Origin of the sequence: Methanoregula sp., from assembly GCF_041663825.1 — an archaeon.
Lineage (GTDB): Archaea > Halobacteriota > Methanomicrobia > Methanomicrobiales > Methanospirillaceae > Methanoregula.
In genome coordinates this window covers 1-15,586 of sequence record NZ_JBAYLY010000046.1, presented here as the reverse complement: position 1 = coordinate 15,586, position 15,586 = coordinate 1, and the positions used below count along the sequence as shown (strand labels likewise).

26 protein-coding genes are annotated in these 15,586 nt (G+C 53.9%); 2 read left to right on the top strand and 24 right to left on the bottom strand.

Translation table 11 applies throughout. The annotated features are described in order from the left end of the window. Positions 1 to 122: 122 nt before the first annotated feature. The 9 genes from WCX19_RS14115 to WCX19_RS14075 form a co-directional block, all read right to left on the bottom strand. On the bottom strand, positions 123 to 677 hold the full coding sequence (locus WCX19_RS14115; RefSeq protein ID WP_373009234.1) for a hypothetical protein: 555 nt from the start codon (positions 675 to 677) through the stop codon (positions 123 to 125). Further along, positions 677 to 1,054, bottom strand: coding sequence for a hypothetical protein (locus WCX19_RS14110; protein WP_373009232.1), 378 nt, complete (start codon positions 1,052 to 1,054; stop codon positions 677 to 679). The genes WCX19_RS14115 and WCX19_RS14110 overlap by 1 nt, the downstream gene beginning before the upstream one ends. Next, complete coding sequence (locus WCX19_RS14105; RefSeq protein WP_373009230.1) at positions 1,054 to 1,221, bottom strand: hypothetical protein; 168 nt, start codon at positions 1,219 to 1,221, stop codon at positions 1,054 to 1,056. Before WCX19_RS14105 ends, WCX19_RS14110 begins: the two co-directional genes overlap by 1 nt. Before the next feature lie 21 nt (positions 1,222 to 1,242). Next, positions 1,243 to 2,322, bottom strand: a complete 1,080-nt coding sequence (locus tag WCX19_RS14100) for a hypothetical protein (RefSeq protein ID WP_373009228.1) — start codon at positions 2,320 to 2,322, stop codon at positions 1,243 to 1,245. Further along, positions 2,319 to 2,786 carry a hypothetical protein gene (locus WCX19_RS14095; protein ID WP_373009227.1) on the bottom strand — a complete coding sequence of 156 codons (468 nt, stop codon included), beginning with the start codon at positions 2,784 to 2,786 and terminating at the stop codon, positions 2,319 to 2,321. Before WCX19_RS14095 ends, WCX19_RS14100 begins: the two co-directional genes overlap by 4 nt. 2 nt (positions 2,787 to 2,788) lie before the next feature. Further along, positions 2,789 to 3,670 (bottom strand): hypothetical protein, encoded by an 882-nt coding sequence (locus WCX19_RS14090; protein ID WP_373009225.1) that lies wholly within the window; start codon positions 3,668 to 3,670, stop codon positions 2,789 to 2,791. A gap of 343 nt (positions 3,671 to 4,013) precedes the next feature. Continuing rightward, on the bottom strand, positions 4,014 to 4,316 hold the full coding sequence (locus tag WCX19_RS14085; protein WP_373009223.1) for a hypothetical protein: 303 nt from the start codon (positions 4,314 to 4,316) through the stop codon (positions 4,014 to 4,016). Between the two features lie 19 nt (positions 4,317 to 4,335). Then, on the bottom strand, positions 4,336 to 5,070 hold the full coding sequence (locus tag WCX19_RS14080) for a hypothetical protein (protein ID WP_373009222.1): 735 nt from the start codon (positions 5,068 to 5,070) through the stop codon (positions 4,336 to 4,338). A gap of 157 nt (positions 5,071 to 5,227) precedes the next feature. Next, the gene (locus WCX19_RS14075; RefSeq protein ID WP_373009220.1) at positions 5,228 to 6,022 is read right to left on the bottom strand and encodes a phage minor head protein; all 795 of its coding nucleotides are present in this window, start codon (positions 6,020 to 6,022) and stop codon (positions 5,228 to 5,230) included. Positions 6,023 to 6,084: 62 nt separating this feature from the next. On the opposite strand from WCX19_RS14075, the gene WCX19_RS14070 reads away from it, so the two are divergent. Both WCX19_RS14070 and WCX19_RS14065 read left to right on the top strand, forming a co-directional pair. Continuing rightward, on the top strand, positions 6,085 to 6,228 hold the full coding sequence (locus WCX19_RS14070) for a hypothetical protein (protein ID WP_373009218.1): 144 nt from the start codon (positions 6,085 to 6,087) through the stop codon (positions 6,226 to 6,228). Then, entirely contained in the window at positions 6,225 to 6,437 is a 213-nt protein-coding gene (locus tag WCX19_RS14065; protein ID WP_373009216.1) for a hypothetical protein, read from the top strand. Before WCX19_RS14070 ends, WCX19_RS14065 begins: the two co-directional genes overlap by 4 nt. 106 nt (positions 6,438 to 6,543) lie before the next feature. On the opposite strand, the gene WCX19_RS14060 is transcribed toward WCX19_RS14065, so the two are convergent. The 15 genes from WCX19_RS14060 to WCX19_RS13990 form a co-directional block, all read right to left on the bottom strand. Continuing rightward, entirely contained in the window at positions 6,544 to 7,371 is an 828-nt protein-coding gene (locus WCX19_RS14060; protein WP_373009214.1) for an ADP-ribosyltransferase, read from the bottom strand. A gap of 3 nt (positions 7,372 to 7,374) precedes the next feature. Continuing rightward, positions 7,375 to 8,718 carry a hypothetical protein gene (locus WCX19_RS14055; protein ID WP_373009212.1) on the bottom strand — a complete coding sequence of 448 codons (1,344 nt, stop codon included), beginning with the start codon at positions 8,716 to 8,718 and terminating at the stop codon, positions 7,375 to 7,377. After that, entirely contained in the window at positions 8,715 to 9,989 is a 1,275-nt protein-coding gene (locus WCX19_RS14050) for a DNA-packaging protein (protein WP_373009210.1), read from the bottom strand. Before WCX19_RS14050 ends, WCX19_RS14055 begins: the two co-directional genes overlap by 4 nt. Next, positions 9,961 to 10,413: a hypothetical protein gene (locus WCX19_RS14045; protein ID WP_373009208.1), complete on the bottom strand. Its 453-nt coding sequence runs from the start codon at positions 10,411 to 10,413 to the stop codon at positions 9,961 to 9,963. The genes WCX19_RS14050 and WCX19_RS14045 overlap by 29 nt, the downstream gene beginning before the upstream one ends. Then, positions 10,414 to 10,566, bottom strand: coding sequence for a hypothetical protein (locus WCX19_RS14040; RefSeq protein ID WP_373009207.1), 153 nt, complete (start codon positions 10,564 to 10,566; stop codon positions 10,414 to 10,416). Next, positions 10,563 to 10,955, bottom strand: coding sequence for a hypothetical protein (locus WCX19_RS14035; protein WP_373009205.1), 393 nt, complete (start codon positions 10,953 to 10,955; stop codon positions 10,563 to 10,565). Before WCX19_RS14035 ends, WCX19_RS14040 begins: the two co-directional genes overlap by 4 nt. A gap of 397 nt (positions 10,956 to 11,352) precedes the next feature. Beyond that, the gene (locus tag WCX19_RS14030; protein ID WP_373009203.1) at positions 11,353 to 11,736 is read right to left on the bottom strand and encodes a hypothetical protein; all 384 of its coding nucleotides are present in this window, start codon (positions 11,734 to 11,736) and stop codon (positions 11,353 to 11,355) included. A 124-nt stretch (positions 11,737 to 11,860) separates the two neighbouring features. Further along, positions 11,861 to 12,004 (bottom strand): hypothetical protein, encoded by a 144-nt coding sequence (locus tag WCX19_RS14025; protein ID WP_373009201.1) that lies wholly within the window; start codon positions 12,002 to 12,004, stop codon positions 11,861 to 11,863. A gap of 6 nt (positions 12,005 to 12,010) precedes the next feature. Next, a complete protein-coding gene (locus tag WCX19_RS14020) occupies positions 12,011 to 12,541 on the bottom strand; it encodes a hypothetical protein (protein WP_373009199.1) in 531 nt (176 codons plus the stop codon). Between the two features lie 246 nt (positions 12,542 to 12,787). After that, positions 12,788 to 13,360 (bottom strand): DNA N-6-adenine-methyltransferase, encoded by a 573-nt coding sequence (locus tag WCX19_RS14015; RefSeq protein WP_373009197.1) that lies wholly within the window; start codon positions 13,358 to 13,360, stop codon positions 12,788 to 12,790. Then, a complete protein-coding gene (locus WCX19_RS14010; RefSeq protein WP_373009195.1) occupies positions 13,360 to 13,917 on the bottom strand; it encodes a hypothetical protein in 558 nt (185 codons plus the stop codon). The genes WCX19_RS14015 and WCX19_RS14010 overlap by 1 nt, the downstream gene beginning before the upstream one ends. After that, positions 13,914 to 14,369: a DUF1064 domain-containing protein gene (locus WCX19_RS14005; protein WP_373009193.1), complete on the bottom strand. Its 456-nt coding sequence runs from the start codon at positions 14,367 to 14,369 to the stop codon at positions 13,914 to 13,916. The genes WCX19_RS14010 and WCX19_RS14005 overlap by 4 nt, the downstream gene beginning before the upstream one ends. Continuing rightward, entirely contained in the window at positions 14,366 to 14,575 is a 210-nt protein-coding gene (locus tag WCX19_RS14000; RefSeq protein ID WP_373009191.1) for a hypothetical protein, read from the bottom strand. Before WCX19_RS14000 ends, WCX19_RS14005 begins: the two co-directional genes overlap by 4 nt. Beyond that, the gene (locus WCX19_RS13995; protein WP_373009190.1) at positions 14,572 to 14,913 is read right to left on the bottom strand and encodes a hypothetical protein; all 342 of its coding nucleotides are present in this window, start codon (positions 14,911 to 14,913) and stop codon (positions 14,572 to 14,574) included. Before WCX19_RS13995 ends, WCX19_RS14000 begins: the two co-directional genes overlap by 4 nt. A 14-nt stretch (positions 14,914 to 14,927) precedes the next feature. After that, a complete protein-coding gene (locus WCX19_RS13990; RefSeq protein WP_373009188.1) occupies positions 14,928 to 15,158 on the bottom strand; it encodes a hypothetical protein in 231 nt (76 codons plus the stop codon). Positions 15,159 to 15,586 lie beyond the last annotated feature (428 nt).

Genomic DNA, 15,586 nt, shown 5'->3' with positions numbered 1-15,586 from the left:
CCCCGCCCTGTCCATCATCGCCGTATAAACCGATGTTGATCTTGTTGATCGCCTTTTCAGTCGCTTCCGATCGCTCATCAAGACGGATTAGAAGTTTGTCTCGTTCATAGTCATCCATCAGTTCAGGCACCTCCTTTCGCAAGGTCGCAGGTCCAGTGATGCGGGCCGCCGGCAAGCCCAGGGGCCGGGGACACGTTGCCGATCTGGTACGTGCCAGCGTATCCCGATGCCGTGGTGATGATCTGATCACCATTCACGGGCGTAGACGTTGCCGGGATCATCACCCGCTGCGTGGTGACGATGTAGAGTGTTTGGCCGGCCTGCTGCACGGCGTCCTTCTGGGAATAGAACCGGCAGGAGATTGCGGCGTCAATGTCGGAATAGATCAGTTCTCCGGTGATGTCGAACGCTTCAGCGATAACACCGTTAACAACCGCTGCGCCGGGGACCGTGCCGTTATCACTGATTGGCTCGTCGTTCAGGAAAGTGCCGGTAACTGTATGCACCTGTAAACTGCCAGATGCTATACTGCCCGTGCTCACAATCACGGCCGTTGCGTGGCTTGTTGCACCGGTCAGGGTTTTTCCCGCAGTGAAAGCCGCTGTTCCGTTGTCGTACTCGAGTACAAACTGCTGCTTCCTGCTCCGCAGGGTGGCGGTATGCGGGGCGCTGAACATCAGCAACACCTCGACCGAATGTGGGAACATCGGATCTTTGATTTATCCGAAACTGTATTTGCCGTGATGTACTGATCGAGTGCTTTGTACGCCGTGTCCCGCAGTGCTTTTACCGCCCCGGTCACATCGACCGATGAAGAGAAATCCCCGTTTGATGCCTGGAGATCCCCCACCTGAAGCCCATATTCAAGCAAGCCTGCTTTTGACAGGGTAAGGGAAATTGATTTAAGATCGTCCCCAACAACTCCGGTAACCCCGTTGGATTTGAGGTACAGGTTGATCTGACGATCCGCCTCATCAATAATCCCCTGAAGAATTGTGGAACTGTGAGCGCTGCCAGTAACGTTGATAAGATCGGTTGTCGTGCAATATGTCATCAGTTCCCCCTGGCGATTCTTTTCTCGCACAATACTTCGGGCTCGGTATCCGGATCAAGCGGCTGGCTTATTACCCGGACAACCGCGGCGTTCCTGTCGTACTCGTCGTTGAGTTCGTCAAGTTTTCGCTGCGTGATCAACGCCGTACAATCGGATGACAGGACCATAACCAATCCCTCAAAAAGGGATCAGTAGATGATCCTGCACGCTGCGTTTGCAATACCGTAGTTCACACCGAACCGGATCCGGGCCTTGCTGGTCGTGAGATCCTGAATCGGCTCGCGGAAGTCCTCGATCGTGACGTCTTCACGCAGGACGTATGCGCCGGCGCTCTGCCGGTTGTACACGATTGCCCCGGTATCCCCGTCGGTCTGATAGGACCACGTTGCGCCATAAGTGGCGCTGTTGATCGTGCCGTTGTGCAGGCCGTATGCAAGACCGAGCACCGAGGGAGTGCCGCCGGTAATGATCGACTGTCCGCCCCAGTAGTTTGTAAGCAACATTTCCTGCTCCAGAACGCTGTTGAAGTCAGTCGTTGCGATCATGCTGTCGGGCTGGAATCCGCCGCCGGTCCTGGCCCGGGTCACGAGTTCGAGCTTTGCTTTGGCGATTGCCTTGATTCCCTGGTTTGCCGCAACGTTCATGGTATCGAGAGACCGGCCGGCATTCTGGACGATCACACCGATAGCCTCGTAGTTGAGGGCATTCTCGATGTGCTGCCCGAGCATGGCGACCTCCATTGCCATCGTGTTGTACAGGGAATCGCTGATCATCTCATCGGTGATCGGGGCGACCTCGCCGTACTTCTTGATGGTAAAGTCACGGTAGGCGTACGTGCCGTTGCTGTTCCTGTACGGTGCGCCTTCGGGTACTTCCGGGGCGATCCCGGTTGCCGAACCTGCGAAGGGCAGGCGCAGGGTGTTTCCCTTCGTCATGCTTTCAGAGCGCAGCATATTCCGGGCGCACCGGACGTACTGAGCGCCCTCCATTACCGTGTTCAGGTACTGGGTCTGGATCAGCGGGGTGTTGGCGATACCCTCCGAAAGGATGAGTTCACGGGCGTTGTAGATCTTGCCGTCGAAATGCTCAACGGAAAGGTTCTTCGGGATCCGCTTCTCTGCGAGTTCGCGGGCTTCGGATTTGCCGGCAAACATCATTTCAAATGCATCGGCAAGGGCCCGGACGTGCGGGTTGTTGGCCGGGATGGCTACGGTGTCATGGCCGGTCGGTTTGTAGGTTGAGAGCTGTTCATTGGTCATGGTAATCACGAGGAGCTCCCGGTCGGTCCGTACTGGATACTGATCTCAATTCTTCCAGTCGCTCCCCCTGCGATATCTTCCTGTGCGATACCGACAACAGTGCCGGTAAGTTCTCCGGCTGAGGTTACTTCCTGCGATGCGGCAGAGACAGTGCCTCCGACTGCGTTGTCGTTGCATTCGACAAATGCCCCGGCGTCAATGCCTGTGGTGTCGTCAGCGTTGGCGACGTAGACAATAGCGCCGTTTTTGAGGACCGTGCCCCACGATCCGGAAGCAATATCGGTGAGTGCGACCCCTGCAACGGTGCCGGTAACGCCTTTCTTTGCCGGATGCACTGTGTCAGTGACACCAGTAAGAGCAAAGGCAACAACCTGCCCGGCCTTGATTGCAGCGCCGGCTTTGTATGCCCGCGCCTTGTCATGGCCCTGGTCGCATACCTGTGTGATGGTGGGGAATGCTGTGATGCCCGTCATGATCACACCGCCCTGATGGTGCCGGCCTTCCGGTCAATCGAAACGTGGTAGTTCATCGGTTCTGCCTCGGAGAGCTCTTTGGGAGCGCCGGTCGTGGTCTTGGATGTGCCGCTCTTTTCCAGCGCGTCGAGCCGGTCGGACATTGCCTTGAGCACTGCCGGGATAGCCGCGAGTTCTTTCATCTGCCCGGGAAGTTCGGAGAGCTCTTTGGGGATCTCGATCTTGACTTCCGCGGACTTCTGTGCCTTGACCGCCTCAAGCTCTCTGGTGAGCGTGGCGATCTTATCTTCAAGTTCTTTGGTGTCTGTCATGGTTTCCTCGACCGGTGCCGCTGCCACGGGTGCCGGTGTCTCTTCTTTCGGTTCTGCTGGCGCTTCGTTCACACGGCATACTTTGCACGCGCCTTTGTTGACATGTGCATAGCCGTAGAACTCAAGGGACTTGGTTTCCATCCTCCCGGTTTCCGGGTTGAACCATTCCTCTCCACCGTGCTCTACCGAGAGATACTTAATCTGTTTCCGCTTGATCAGTTCCTGCATCGCCCTACCGCTTGCAGTGCTGCCATAAACGAGGATGTCAGAAAGGACTGCATTGTGAACATTACCCTCATCGTCTTTAAACTGCCCAAAATGCGGGGCAATGGCTTCACTTACGCGGTTGGATTCATCGCGGGGTACACCTTTAAGGTGCCGGTTAAACCCGGTGCGTTTGACCCAGTTCCCGGCGTCTTTTTCAAGAGCCTTTGCGGTGTAATAAAGCGGGGTCTGTACTGCTGAATCTGTCCATTCCCCCTCAGCCAGTAACGGCGCGTCCTTGATCAAAAGATCGCCGTTCTCAAGCTCGTACAGTTGGGGAGTGACAAAAGGGATTCGTGTTTCGCGCATATCTGCAAGTACCCGAATATAAGACGCTGACGGAGCGCCCTTGCCGGCGCCTCCGGTGTTGTTCGATGTATTCGGGATAGAATCGGCTGCCAATCCTGGCATAATAGTATAGGACGCCGAAACATATATACGGGTTCAGAATTACCCGAAGATAAATTACCAAAAGTTAGGGTGAGAAAAGAGAGGGATCAGGTTAATAGAACATCTACGAGGACTTCGGAATTTTTCATACTTGCGCCGCAAAGACGGCATGGGCGATAGGATTCTATGTACCGCCTTCCCCCACACAGCGGGCACTCTTGGAAAGGATCATCAATTGCATATCCGATGATTCGGTTATCGCTCATCTCTTTCTCCCGTTCCCTTTCCGCATGTCGGGAATCTTCTTTTTTGGTACGGGTTCGGGCTCGGTTGATGCGGCCACGGGCTCGCTCTTCTCAGAGAGGTCCGGCAACTCCTCCGGCACGGCAGCCCCCATGGTTTCCTGCCGCTGTTCCATCATCTTGATCGTGTCCTTCACCGTTTCAACGCTGCGGAATCCCCCGTTCAGATGGGCGTACCGATCCGAGAGGTGCCGGGCGATTACTGAGGGAAAATATCCGATCTGGTGTAATTCCCAGATCTTTTTCTGCTCCTCTTCGCTCATTGGGTATCCTTGTGCCAATTTAAGCGCCTCCGTTTTCAATCGCGTTCGCCATGTTCGTTGCCTGGTAGAGTGCTGCCGTCTTTCCTGCGATCTGATACTGATATCCTCCGGCGGGGAGTTTCGTGCACTGGAACCGGTTGATCACCGTATAGATTGGTTGGCCCGCCGCATCACGGAGGCACACGAAGCCCCGGGCCGGACGCTCAAGGAGCACGATCACATCATCGCGGGTGAGAGCGTCGAACCGCACCGGGGGATCTTCCAGCGCGATTGACAGCATCCGGCCGGGCCCGTTATCCGGGAGTTTCGGGTTGCGGTCCATGTACCAGTTCGCCGGGTCCAGCCGGGCAGCCGGTATAAAAAACTCATCGCGTCTGCGCAGGATTTCGTAGAATACCGGATCAAATATTTCCGCTGCTTCGTCCTGCTGCCAGAATATCAGGGCGAAAAGAAACGGCTTCCAGAGTTTTTCCCGGCGTTCCTCCGATTTATCGCAATTGTACCACTTTTTCTTAGCGATCTCATAGAGGAGTTTTTGGGTACCGGTGAGGTTGTCGATCCACGATTGCGGGATATCGGGCATGAGCCGGACCATGTGCCGGAGCGGTTCTTTCATGATCCAATGGAACAGGATCGTGTTAAACGATGCTTTACTCCACTCTTCACCAGTATTCAGGCCATCGATACAATCGGCGGTGCCGAACCATCGGAGCAGGCGATTACGGGCCCGGATTAACCATGTTTTCAGTGTCATTTATTACCACCGTTAATTATTTCGTGAAATTCTCCCGAGTGTAATATTACCTTGACGAATAAATATGCCGCGATTACTGCGCAGAGAACCAACCCTGAGGCAAACAATAGCCGATCATCCGGGGGGATCGCCAAACCGATGTAGTCGTGCCCGGGGATCATCCTTCACTTCCACCCTTCTGCCGGTATATCTCATAACATCGGCAATTAACATGAGCACAGGGTTCCTGATGCCCGCTTTGGTGGGCTTGATCGATAGGAATCCACTCCTCTGCCTCGTTTCCCCCGCAAATATCGCATCTATCATTATCAGATGTTTTCCACATCTTTTCCATTTCGACACCATCGGCTTTGATAGAGTCGGCAAACTGCCGGTTCCCCGCCTCGTACGCGTTCCCGGTCTCGTATACTGCGATCCGTTGTGCCCGATCCCGACTCATGCCATCGAATGCTTCGGATATCTGTTTGGCGGTCTTGTTGTACGCCTGCCCGGTATCGAGCGCGTCCTTAATGATCGTCTTGATCTGGCTGCTTGTCGTGCTCTGAATGCCCTTGATGTAGTCCACAGATCCCCCGTTGCGCTGGAACCATGCTACGGCACGAGGATTAGCGAGGTTGAACGTGGTGCCGGGCTTTTTCGACGGGTCGGGGCCGGCGATTGCCAGCTTGAAGTTGTTCGCGCCTGCGTGCAGGGCGTCCGCCTCAGCCGATGCGATGATCTTTTGCAGTTCGGGCGTCGTCCGGTTGGAGACATTCTCCCAGAGCCGATCCCATTCGTCCTGCGTGAGGTTCCAGGGGAGATCTTCGAGTTCGCGGGTCTTGCCGGTCGGGGGGGATAGCGTGCGCTTGCCGATCTGCTTCATCACCATTGCTTTCTGCGCCCGGAAAAAGTAGGCAATATTCTTCCGGTGGATTTCGGCGAGTTTGTCTTTTGCCCGGACTTTTTTGATCACGTTGCACCCCCAAAGGGTTGGTTGGTGGGTGGTTTTATATAGTTGGGGCGCAATTTGATATTATGCAAACCTTTGTTGAGGCAAAAACCCGGAAAGAGGTGGAGCAGAAGATCACTCACCATGTTTCCAAGCTCGTTAAGGTCGAGGGTGGGTACATGGGCTTTGAATTCATTACAGACTACGACGCATGGAAGCGGAACAAATGAAGTCGTATTGCACCCAGAATAACGGGGATTGCGGGACGTGCTCCCTCGTCTCCTATCATAAAGATTGCCGGAATTATCCCCTGCTGAAATGCCCGAAGTGTGGCGATTATGACTGCATAAAGGACGGGACGAAGATCGCTGCCGGTGGGCGCGTGCCGGCTGCACGGTGCGGAGGTTGTGGGTATCGCGGATCATCAGAAAAGTTTTAAGGATCATTTTTATTTTTTCCCTGCCGCTTTTTTTAAGATCCTCTCATCATCAGGGGTAATTTTCCCCTTTTTCTTCGGAAATGTGAATTCCCCTGTGAATTTATCATCATTCTTCTTCATATTTCATCACCGTCACTACATGTACCCGTTCATCAGCATCGTTAGTAAATTCCTCTTTTCCAACGATTTTCCACGAGGTGTCTCGCGCAATGATCAGTTCTGTTTCCCAGTGTGCTTCATTATTGATATAAAGCCCCTTTTCTTTCCCAGATGTGACCGCCCTAATAACCGTTTTATGCGTGTTCCCCTCTTCATCTTCCCATCCTTTTGCAAACCCCCCTGCGGTGGCCGGATTTAATGAGTGAGATTGGTACGCAGCATCCTGACATACATCGCCAATCTCCTTTCCTGCAAGGACCTGCCCGCTATTTGTCCCAACACCACGGTATAATTCAAGCCCCTCCGGGATTGGAGGTGCAGATTCGATTGACGTATCGATGACATCCTCAAAATTACGATACTCGTTGTAATGCTCTCCTCTTAGGTTCGCATTAATTACTGAATATTCCTCATTGCAGTAATCCTTGAGGGCGGTATCCCGCATATACATACCCTCAGTCTCTTCAAGGTTGCCGTCATACGCAGCTTTTCCATATTCAATTGTATCAGAGGATAATTTGGACTCCTGCGCCGATGCGATATCCGCATAATCTTCTTTTGATCTTTCATCCATTGTGCCGGCAGATATTGCAGATTTGTGGCTATCTTTAACACTCCCGGATCCTTTTGATGAGCTGCCGCCCGAATCACCCGATCCTCCACCTTCCGCAAATTGCCCGTTCTCTGGGTCGTGGTTCTCGTTGAACAATTCTCGCATATTCACACCTCCAGATGCATCCGGAATGTGGTAAGTTATATACTGCTTTTCAACCATGATTTACACTCCGTTTGGTAAATTCCCCGAGACATTTTGCCCGGATTGCTCCTGTGGTACCTGCTTCATCAGCCAGTCTCGCAACTGCGTCTGATCCATAGGTGGCTGTTGTGGTTGTTCGGGGATCTCGACATCTTCTCCGATGTCCTGCGGGATCCCGAGCCGTTCACGGCACCATTCTGCGGGTGCGACTGCATCGGGGTTCATGCCGGTGCGCAGGGCGGCCATTGCCGTTGCCATCTGCGCGAAATCATCCGGGCTGGCGTCTTTCAGTTTCAGTTTTACAAGGCCGGGTTTGCCGGTGATCTTGTCGATGATGTTGAGATTCCATAGGGATTCAATATCGCGCTGGACGATCTTGATCTTCTTCAGGAATGCCCCAATACGGGATACCGCCGTTGCATCCGTGCTGCCCTGCCGGACCCCGATAAGTTCTGCCGGGAAACCCATTCCCGCCGCGACACGGATCAGGGTAACGTCGCTGTATTGCTGCACGTTGTTGACCCCGGCAGTATCCAGGGGCTGCACCACGATATCCCCTTCGGTCAGGAACTGGTCTTTGGCATTGAACCCCTCAAATTGCTTTTCGAGGTTGGAATATTCGGTATCGGTAAGCGGCACCCGATCGGCCTGCGTGCTGTTGGCCTTGATATGCCATTTCGGGGTACCATGCAGACAGATCCCGGCCGTGATTGCTTCGCTTACCTGCGTATCCCGTTTGATATCGTGCTCGGTGCGCTCAATGAGGGAAATGCCATACGGGGAGTCCGGCCGGCTCAGGAACTGGTAGTGTAGCACCGATGCTGGCTCAAGGGAAATCTTTTGGATCGCGTTGCCCCTATTGTCCCGCATCTGGTCGTAGGAGAGGATGGCTCCCGTGAGATCGGTCACGAAATCGAACGATTCTGCCGGGCGCGGGATCACATTGACCGGTACCCCGGCCGCCTGTCCTTTGCCATACACGATTTCGGCGATACCGTCCCGCACAACTGCCGCATCTACAGAAAGCTGCCATTGGACATCAAAGAAATTAATCTTCTGAAGGAACTCTTCGACGGTTTGCTTCTCAGTCTCTCCATCGGTGCCTAATTTCTCCGATACCTTTTCATCGATTTCAAGCTCGTATCCCCCTCCGATCGCGTAGATCGGGAACAGGTCGATCCCTTCCGCAACATACCCCCCTTGCAGGTAGATATTGCGGAATCCCCGCATACGCCGGAATGTTCGATCCGGATCCTGGGTGAGATCAGTTATCCCTTTTATATCCCATGCTTTGGCCCGGGTGATTGCTGCCAGTGTCGGGCCTTCCAATAATGATAGTGTCCGTTTTCCGATAGTGATTCTCATGATCTTACCTTCTCCATAGTTCTCCCGGTTGCCCGGATGCGGCCGCCGGTATTTGCTGTCAGTTCAATCGCCGCCCATACATGAGCATCCATCCGATCGGGGCTTTTCTGGTTCGGCTCGTTCGGTACCCAATCGCACATCTGATCCTCCAGTTGGGGAAACGCTCCGACATGATGCCACCTTCCCTGTTCATAGAGTGCGGCAATCGGCTCTGCCCTTACTGCCTTTCCCCGCGTTGCATGGACAGATCGGAATGGGATGTTTGGATCTATGCGGCGAAGATTCATCTCCACGAGATCCCCGCCGTTGTTGACTTCTCCAATCACCCGATCGGCTTTCCAATCCTGGACCGCCCGGACAACCTGCAAAGCCCACTCATAAGGGGTTCCGCGGATAGAGTAATCTGCGAGAGTGTATCCGTGGCCTTTCGCGTCGACACCGTCAACGATGATCCCGGTTTCGTCTGACTCCTCTCCCCCAGATACTGCCGGGTCAACGCCAACTACAATGCGAAGAAATTGTTTGGGTTTTGGTGAGCGGAGAGCTTCAATCGTTGCCCGATTCCAGAGCGCCCCGGGGTTATCGTCCAGGATCTCCGCGTTGAGTTCCTGCCGGCCGAGCCGGGTACCCTCATATTTCTTCACGATGCTGGTGATAAACAAAGGTGCGAGATTGTCTTTGTTCTCGTACGTGCTGCCTCCGGTCACTACGCAGCGGGGATCTTTCATCAGTTCCTTGATGATAGCGATCGGGCGGGGAGTGGTGGTGATTACAGCCCGTGGGTTTTTACCGAGCCGGAGCCCGAAGAGCGCCATATCCCACGTCTCCGGGTACTTCCATGATGCCATTTCGTCGGCCCATACCCAATGATGCTGTGGGCCGCGCAGGCGGTTTGGTTCCTCCCCTGAGTACAGCGTGGCAATCGTGCCGTTGGGCCAGGTAAGGCGACGTTTGGAGGGCTCGTAGAGAGGCATAAAATTATCCGGACTGATGGCAAGGATCCCGCTCTCACCTTCCACCATCACATCCCGGGCATCGGCTGCTGTTGGAGCAATAAGAGCCCCCCGGCTTCTTGGAATCTCGCGGGCCTGCTTGACAGACCACTCTCCCCCTACGCGGGTTTTACCGAATCCTCGGCCCGCTTTAAGCATCCAGTACTGCCATGAGCCCGAAGGGGGGATCTGTGCCGGGCGGGCTTTGCTAATGAAGAATCGCTGATTAAGTTCGTTGAGTACCTGCAGGTCACTTGCGGGCAAGGATGCTGCGAGCACGATCTATCACCTCCTCATCAGACATCTTACCCAGAACCTCGACGGTTCCGGAATGTTCGACCTTTTCCTTGAATGCCCCGGTCGCCTTGCCTTCAAGTTCGAGATATTTGGCCTGCGTCTGGTAAACTTTCAGCTCCGTGAGATCGTCGCCGAGCCCCTGCTGTTTCTTGGCAAGCTCTGCAAACCGTTTATGAAAGGAGTCGATCCGCCTCAGTAAACCTTCCCCGGCAATGGCTTCGTAGGCATTTGCTGCCTTCTGGATCTTCTCCTCAATATGCCCCGCTTTTATGTGTCGCGATAAGGCATCCTTTGAGACGCGATATTGCTGCGCTATGGCGCGTAATGATGCGCCCGGGCTAACGAGCGCGGAATCGATCTCGTGGCGCGATTTGTGTTCGCAGATTGAGCACTTACGGCCGGCCATTCAACATCCTTCCTTCAACTGCCGGATCTCGTGCTCAATGCAGGATAGCCGGTCGAGCTCTTCCAGGATGCCTTCGCAGATTACCAGACGCCGATCCTCCAACTTCCGGAGCCGGCGTTTGCCTGTTGCATCCCCTATGCACTCGGCGGTCATACCATCACGCTCCCCTGTTTCACGGGATCCTGCTGCACCAGGTCTTTCCGCCGATACAGCGTTTGTCGGGCGTCCTTCCAATTAAATTTCTCGATAATAAGTCCTTTTTCACGGAGCTGTCTTATCCCGTACCGCAGGGTCCGGGTTGCTATCCCGGTCTCTTTCAGGAGATCGGCATGGGTTTTTGCGGCACCATGATCGAGCGCGGCGAGAATACTTTCCGTGCATTTGTCTATATGCGCGGGGTGCACCGTATCCCATGGCTTTTTCTCCCGCTCTTTTTCGGTGAGTTCGGGCCATGGCTTGTTTTCGCGGCGACAGATGTACCAGCACCGCATGTATGCGCGTGTTTTTGACTTATGGGGAATATGCCATTTATTTTCGGACATACAAGCAACCCCCGGGAGTTGCACCCGGTGCCTGTCCCGGTTTCCCGGGCAAGTACTACTCTATACGAAGGCTGCAAAAATTTCCCCTCCAGAGGATTTTATTTGTTTTTAGCCACTTCTTGAGGCGATTTTAAGGACGTGCAATATCCTTTGCGTGTCTGCGGTGAAAGACCTGAAATGCTGTCAGTGTTCGGACTTCTGTGCATATTTACCTTCTGGAAGGGTACGCCCGCCAGCCGGGTACAGTGAGCCGGCAGACCCTCTTTGGCGGGCACTTTCTCGGTATGAGAGATGTTTTCCCCGGCGGCGGGAGTGATTGCGCCGGCAGGGATAGGGGCCCTCTTGGTGGATTTGATCCACACCTTCAAGGTCGCGGTAAGCGCGAGGGCCCGGGTGTTCATATGTTGATTCCGATGAGTTTCAAGATCCCGGTAACGCTGATTCCCCCGGCTGCAAACATCGTCAGGTATGTTTTCCAGCCCGGGGCAGCCTGCTCCACTTTCTTGGCGGCGCGGCCCATGACGAGCCCCGTGAGCCAATAATGCCCCTCGGTAAGCCAGAATTTCGGGACCGGCGGGATATCGGTGGATGCGGCAACATCGAGATACCCGATACTTACGGCCGTGATAAACGTATGCCGTTCGCTCCACGTTGAGAATGTGCCGCCAGCCCCAGTATACTTGTTCAGGATCCGGGAGATATAATCGTCGAGTTCTCCCTCGCCGTTCCCCTCGTCGGGGTCCTGGGCTGCCGGACCGTAGAGATCTGGGTATTTATCCACCCATTTTCTGAGGACTTGGTACGTTCCATCTACCCAATAATCGCCTTCCCAATGCGGAGGGGTTGCGGTTGCAGAAAGGATTTGGGGGGCCGTAGATGACATTACCAGTGGGGTCTCGGGCATCTTACGCTCCGGGTTTTCGGTATTTTGTCTCGAACTCTGCTTTCGACAGGGTGACCGGCTCGCCATCTTTCAGGTAGAGATAGTCGCCGTTCTTGAGTTGGAGAGCATCAACCTTGGGGTTTTCGATCAGTTCGTAGAGGGCCATGCTGGATCAATCCTGCCGGGCCGGGCCGTGCTTTGGGGGTTGGTATTCGGGGCCGTTGGAGTCGTCCACGATCTCGTAGTCGTACCGCTGGACTACCGCACCATGGGCGGCGTCAAAGATGCGCTTGCCGATGTTGTCGATATCCCGGAAGGCAGCTTCGATGGTGGCGTTGTGCGTCACGGTGGGGTCGCTGAAATCCGCATAACCGGGGATATCTACCCAGCCGATCCAGACACATTTCCCGGGGTTGTCGGTGACTTCCTCGATGGTGGCGGGAGAGCGGTACCCTCCGACTGCTTTGTCGGCGTCGGTGATGATGCGCTCTGATTCGAGGCCCTGATCAAGGATGATGTTGAGGATAATGCTATCCGCGATCTCCTTGTCGGTGAGCTGCGAGACGTTCGGGATGTTGAGCGCAAAAAAGATCTTGCGGTCACGGGTGAATTTCTTGTACCCGATTTTCTTCAGGCGTTTCCATTCCTGACCATACCAGGCAAAGATCCCCTGACAGGTGATTGGTTCCGGTAAATCTGTCATGTTGTACAACATTCCTCCCGCGTCATGGCGGGAATAAATAACAGAAGATAATATCCGGTAAAAGTATTTATGGGTTTTGGGGTTGCTTATCCTGCCACTGTGACAGGCATACCGGGCACATATCCCGGATCCGGGGATTGGCCTTTTCGTACGGCAATGGTAAGCAGTAGTGATCCCCGCAGCCACATATGCGCTGTTCGCTGCCGTCGGGATTCTTGCGATACAATGTCGAGGGGCCGGTAGGGGTCATGCTTTCGCGCTCCGGGGTTGTTCTATTGTCGGGCCGATGTACGGGGTGCTCATTCCCGGGTGGGTTGTGCTGCCGAAGATCACCACGCACGATGAGAATGTCGGGCTCTGCCGGATCTCCTTACCCTCTTCGTCATATCCGACAAACCGCACTCGGCCCTTGATAAATCGGATCTCCTGCGCTTTCATGGCATAGTTATGCCACCAACGGGTATCTGTTGCGCTGGGCACAAGGCAGACCACGACAGCGCCTTTCTGCGATTCCTCGTAGGCTTTCTGCATGAACCGGTCGATGTTGCCGGCTGAGTATGGAGGATTGAGGAAGATCGCTTCCCGGGCCGGGCATTCCCACATCATCCCAAAGCCGAGTTTTCTGGTATTTTTCACCATGCCGAACCAGTCTTTTTCCAGCGATCCTTCGGTGATGAAAATCTTTCCTTTCGCATTTTCAATGGATGCAGCCGGATCAAGAAGGAATTTGTATTCCTGGTCCAGCAGGTCAAACAACCATTGCGGCGTGCCCCATTCATCTTTCGGGGTGACGATCTTGCTCTTGCGTTGATGACTCATTATACCCTCTCCAAAATTGTGATCGTCCTCGTAAGGTGCTGCGTCGATTGATTCAGACCAATTGTTCCGCGGAGACTCCATCCGTCTGCTTTTGACCACATGGGGATCCGGGTATCGAGCCATACAAGGCAGCCCCCTGTAACCAGACTGCCGGCGCAATACTTTACAATGCGCCGTTTATTGACGCGGGGCGTGCCGTACTTTTCGTGGTTCTGCTCATAGGGGGGGTCGGCAACAATAAGCTCGTACCGCTCTTTTGTAGGCAGGAGGTACGTAACATCACCGACACGATCCGGTTTGCATTCCGGGTTGCTATCCATCATGACCTCATAGGGCCACGTTCCTTTTTTGGTCATTCCTGCGAAGATGTGCAGGACGTTTTGCACGTCGGGGAAAAGAAGTTTTATCCGCTTAAGATAGTTCGGGGGATACCCGCCATAATAACCATTGCCTCGGTAATCGTTGCCGGTCAGCCAATAGCCGCAGATGCAGCCGTTGTGTTCGACAAGAGGAGAATAGATGCCCCGATTTTGGTTGTAATTTTCGATGGAAATCATACCTTCACCACATCAAGGGTCAGATCCGGGTATTTGAATTCAAAAAGTTTCTTTTTTAGGAGGAAAATCTCGGTGGAAAACCCTTTGATATCTTCTAACTCTTGATGGCCGTCTGTGTAGGTGACCCGAAAATCGGCGACGTAAGTGATGGCGCGGGTAAGTGGCATCTTTTTGCCGCAAACGGGGCATGTAGCCTTTTTGAATAGCCTTTTGTAGTCCTCTTCGTACGTGAACACCACGCCGTGACATTTTTTATATGCCGGCTGGAGTTCAAACTCCGGTTGCAGCTCGATTCTGGTGACGATGCCGGCCTTCTCCAGGCACTTAAGCTGTAAGTACCGCGCCGCCTCTGCCTTGCTCGGGAACGTATGCGGCTGGCCGTCAACATCCAGCGTGGTTTTCTGCGCGTTTTTCACGCGGGGACCGGTGCCTCTTTTCTTGTGCCAGATCATAGCCGATCATCTCCAATAAGGATTGCTGTTCTCTCTTCGCCGGTTTCCCGGTTGGCCAGCACATCTCCCTGTACGATATCTTTTGGCGATAATTCCCAGTAATCAACTTCGGCGCCGTCGTCCCGGTAATCGGTTGCCTGCCTCACGTAGACATCGAGATCCGGATCGAAATTGTTCAGCGCTTCGATGAGTCCCGATACTTTCATTTCGACTCACTGTCCCGCTTGCTGTCGGGTTGGTTGCTCAGCAGGGATTCTATTTTCTGTTTGGTGGATTCGTAGTCAAGGGATGATCGATCTACCCATTTCCCATATCGTTTTACCTTTGTGTAGGTCCAATGCCCTTCTAGCCACGCGAGGAGCCCCCCCCGCACCCGCTCCCGCTCGGTTGCTGCTGCCCGTGCTGCTATCGCGGCGTCATGCTGTGCCACGGGACCACGGGCTCGAGCCTTTTCCCCAATTTCCACCCCATTAAACGAGCCGTAGGTGTCTTCGGAGCTATCTTCGACAAGTTCTTTAAGTTCGCTCTCGCTAATTAAGTACATCTGCTCAATATCGCTCATTGTTGTACCTCCATCTTTTTTTCCTGCGGGAATCCCCAAACTGAACGCCGGTATACAGTGCATTTCTGTTTGAGCTGCACGCGGTCTTGGTACCGAAGGAAGCCGGTAACCTCCTTCACGTTGATCCTCAACTTGGATGCAATATCTGCCGGGCAGAAGTCCTTACCCTCGTTTTGGAGCCGTGCAAACTCTGTTTTGAGTTTGAATTCAATAACCGGGCGGGTCATGAAAATCCTCGTTTTGGCGAGTTGATCCGGATTTTGGTATCCCGGCCCGCGTAATCATCAAGGGCCGCGGGGCAGAATCCCATTATCTTTGCAAGTGCCCGGCATTCGTCCCGGGTAAGCCTCCTAATTGATTGGTCTTTCATCACTGGAACCCCCACAAACATTGACCATCTCTCCGGCACCTTTGGCAAGTTACGCGAACGCCCTCTCTTTTCCAATAGGCACAGCCAACTCCGGCGCGGGGGCAATCTGCGAAGGTACATATCAGCGATCCGTTGCTCGGGACCGGGTGTTTGTTAGTCATAATTTTTCCTCTATTAAATCGTTAAGTAATTCCTTTCCCTGTTTTCTTGTTAGAATGATTTCGCTCCATATGTCCCCTACCTTCTGTCGAATGTAAAGGTATGGGTTCTTCTCTGAACCGACAT

Bases quoted from the DNA above. Each gene is read 5' to 3' on its own strand.
- WCX19_RS14115 (WP_373009234.1), bottom strand. From the start codon at position 677: ATGTTCAGCGCCCCGCATACCGCCACCCTGCGGAGCAGGAAGCAGCAG.
- WCX19_RS14110 (WP_373009232.1), bottom strand. From the start codon at position 1,054: ATGACATATTGCACGACAACCGATCTTATCAACGTTACTGGCAGCGCT.
- WCX19_RS14105 (WP_373009230.1), bottom strand. From the start codon at position 1,221: ATGGTCCTGTCATCCGATTGTACGGCGTTGATCACGCAGCGAAAACTT.
- WCX19_RS14095 (WP_373009227.1), bottom strand. From the start codon at position 2,786: ATGACGGGCATCACAGCATTCCCCACCATCACACAGGTATGCGACCAG.
- WCX19_RS14090 (WP_373009225.1), bottom strand. From the start codon at position 3,670: ATGCGCGAAACACGAATCCCTTTTGTCACTCCCCAACTGTACGAGCTT.
- WCX19_RS14085 (WP_373009223.1), bottom strand. From the start codon at position 4,316: ATGAGCGAAGAGGAGCAGAAAAAGATCTGGGAATTACACCAGATCGGA.
- WCX19_RS14080 (WP_373009222.1), bottom strand. From the start codon at position 5,070: ATGACACTGAAAACATGGTTAATCCGGGCCCGTAATCGCCTGCTCCGA.
- WCX19_RS14070 (WP_373009218.1), top strand. From the start codon at position 6,085: ATGCAAACCTTTGTTGAGGCAAAAACCCGGAAAGAGGTGGAGCAGAAG.
- WCX19_RS14065 (WP_373009216.1), top strand. From the start codon at position 6,225: ATGAAGTCGTATTGCACCCAGAATAACGGGGATTGCGGGACGTGCTCC.
- WCX19_RS14060 (WP_373009214.1), bottom strand. From the start codon at position 7,371: ATGGTTGAAAAGCAGTATATAACTTACCACATTCCGGATGCATCTGGA.
- WCX19_RS14055 (WP_373009212.1), bottom strand. From the start codon at position 8,718: ATGAGAATCACTATCGGAAAACGGACACTATCATTATTGGAAGGCCCG.
- WCX19_RS14045 (WP_373009208.1), bottom strand. From the start codon at position 10,413: ATGGCCGGCCGTAAGTGCTCAATCTGCGAACACAAATCGCGCCACGAG.
- WCX19_RS14040 (WP_373009207.1), bottom strand. From the start codon at position 10,566: ATGACCGCCGAGTGCATAGGGGATGCAACAGGCAAACGCCGGCTCCGG.
- WCX19_RS14035 (WP_373009205.1), bottom strand. From the start codon at position 10,955: ATGTCCGAAAATAAATGGCATATTCCCCATAAGTCAAAAACACGCGCA.
- WCX19_RS14025 (WP_373009201.1), bottom strand. From the start codon at position 12,004: ATGGCCCTCTACGAACTGATCGAAAACCCCAAGGTTGATGCTCTCCAA.
- WCX19_RS14020 (WP_373009199.1), bottom strand. From the start codon at position 12,541: ATGACAGATTTACCGGAACCAATCACCTGTCAGGGGATCTTTGCCTGG.
- WCX19_RS14015 (WP_373009197.1), bottom strand. From the start codon at position 13,360: ATGAGTCATCAACGCAAGAGCAAGATCGTCACCCCGAAAGATGAATGG.
- WCX19_RS14010 (WP_373009195.1), bottom strand. From the start codon at position 13,917: ATGATTTCCATCGAAAATTACAACCAAAATCGGGGCATCTATTCTCCT.
- WCX19_RS14005 (WP_373009193.1), bottom strand. From the start codon at position 14,369: ATGATCTGGCACAAGAAAAGAGGCACCGGTCCCCGCGTGAAAAACGCG.
- WCX19_RS14000 (WP_373009191.1), bottom strand. From the start codon at position 14,575: ATGAAAGTATCGGGACTCATCGAAGCGCTGAACAATTTCGATCCGGAT.
- WCX19_RS13995 (WP_373009190.1), bottom strand. From the start codon at position 14,913: ATGTACTTAATTAGCGAGAGCGAACTTAAAGAACTTGTCGAAGATAGC.
- WCX19_RS13990 (WP_373009188.1), bottom strand. From the start codon at position 15,158: ATGACCCGCCCGGTTATTGAATTCAAACTCAAAACAGAGTTTGCACGG.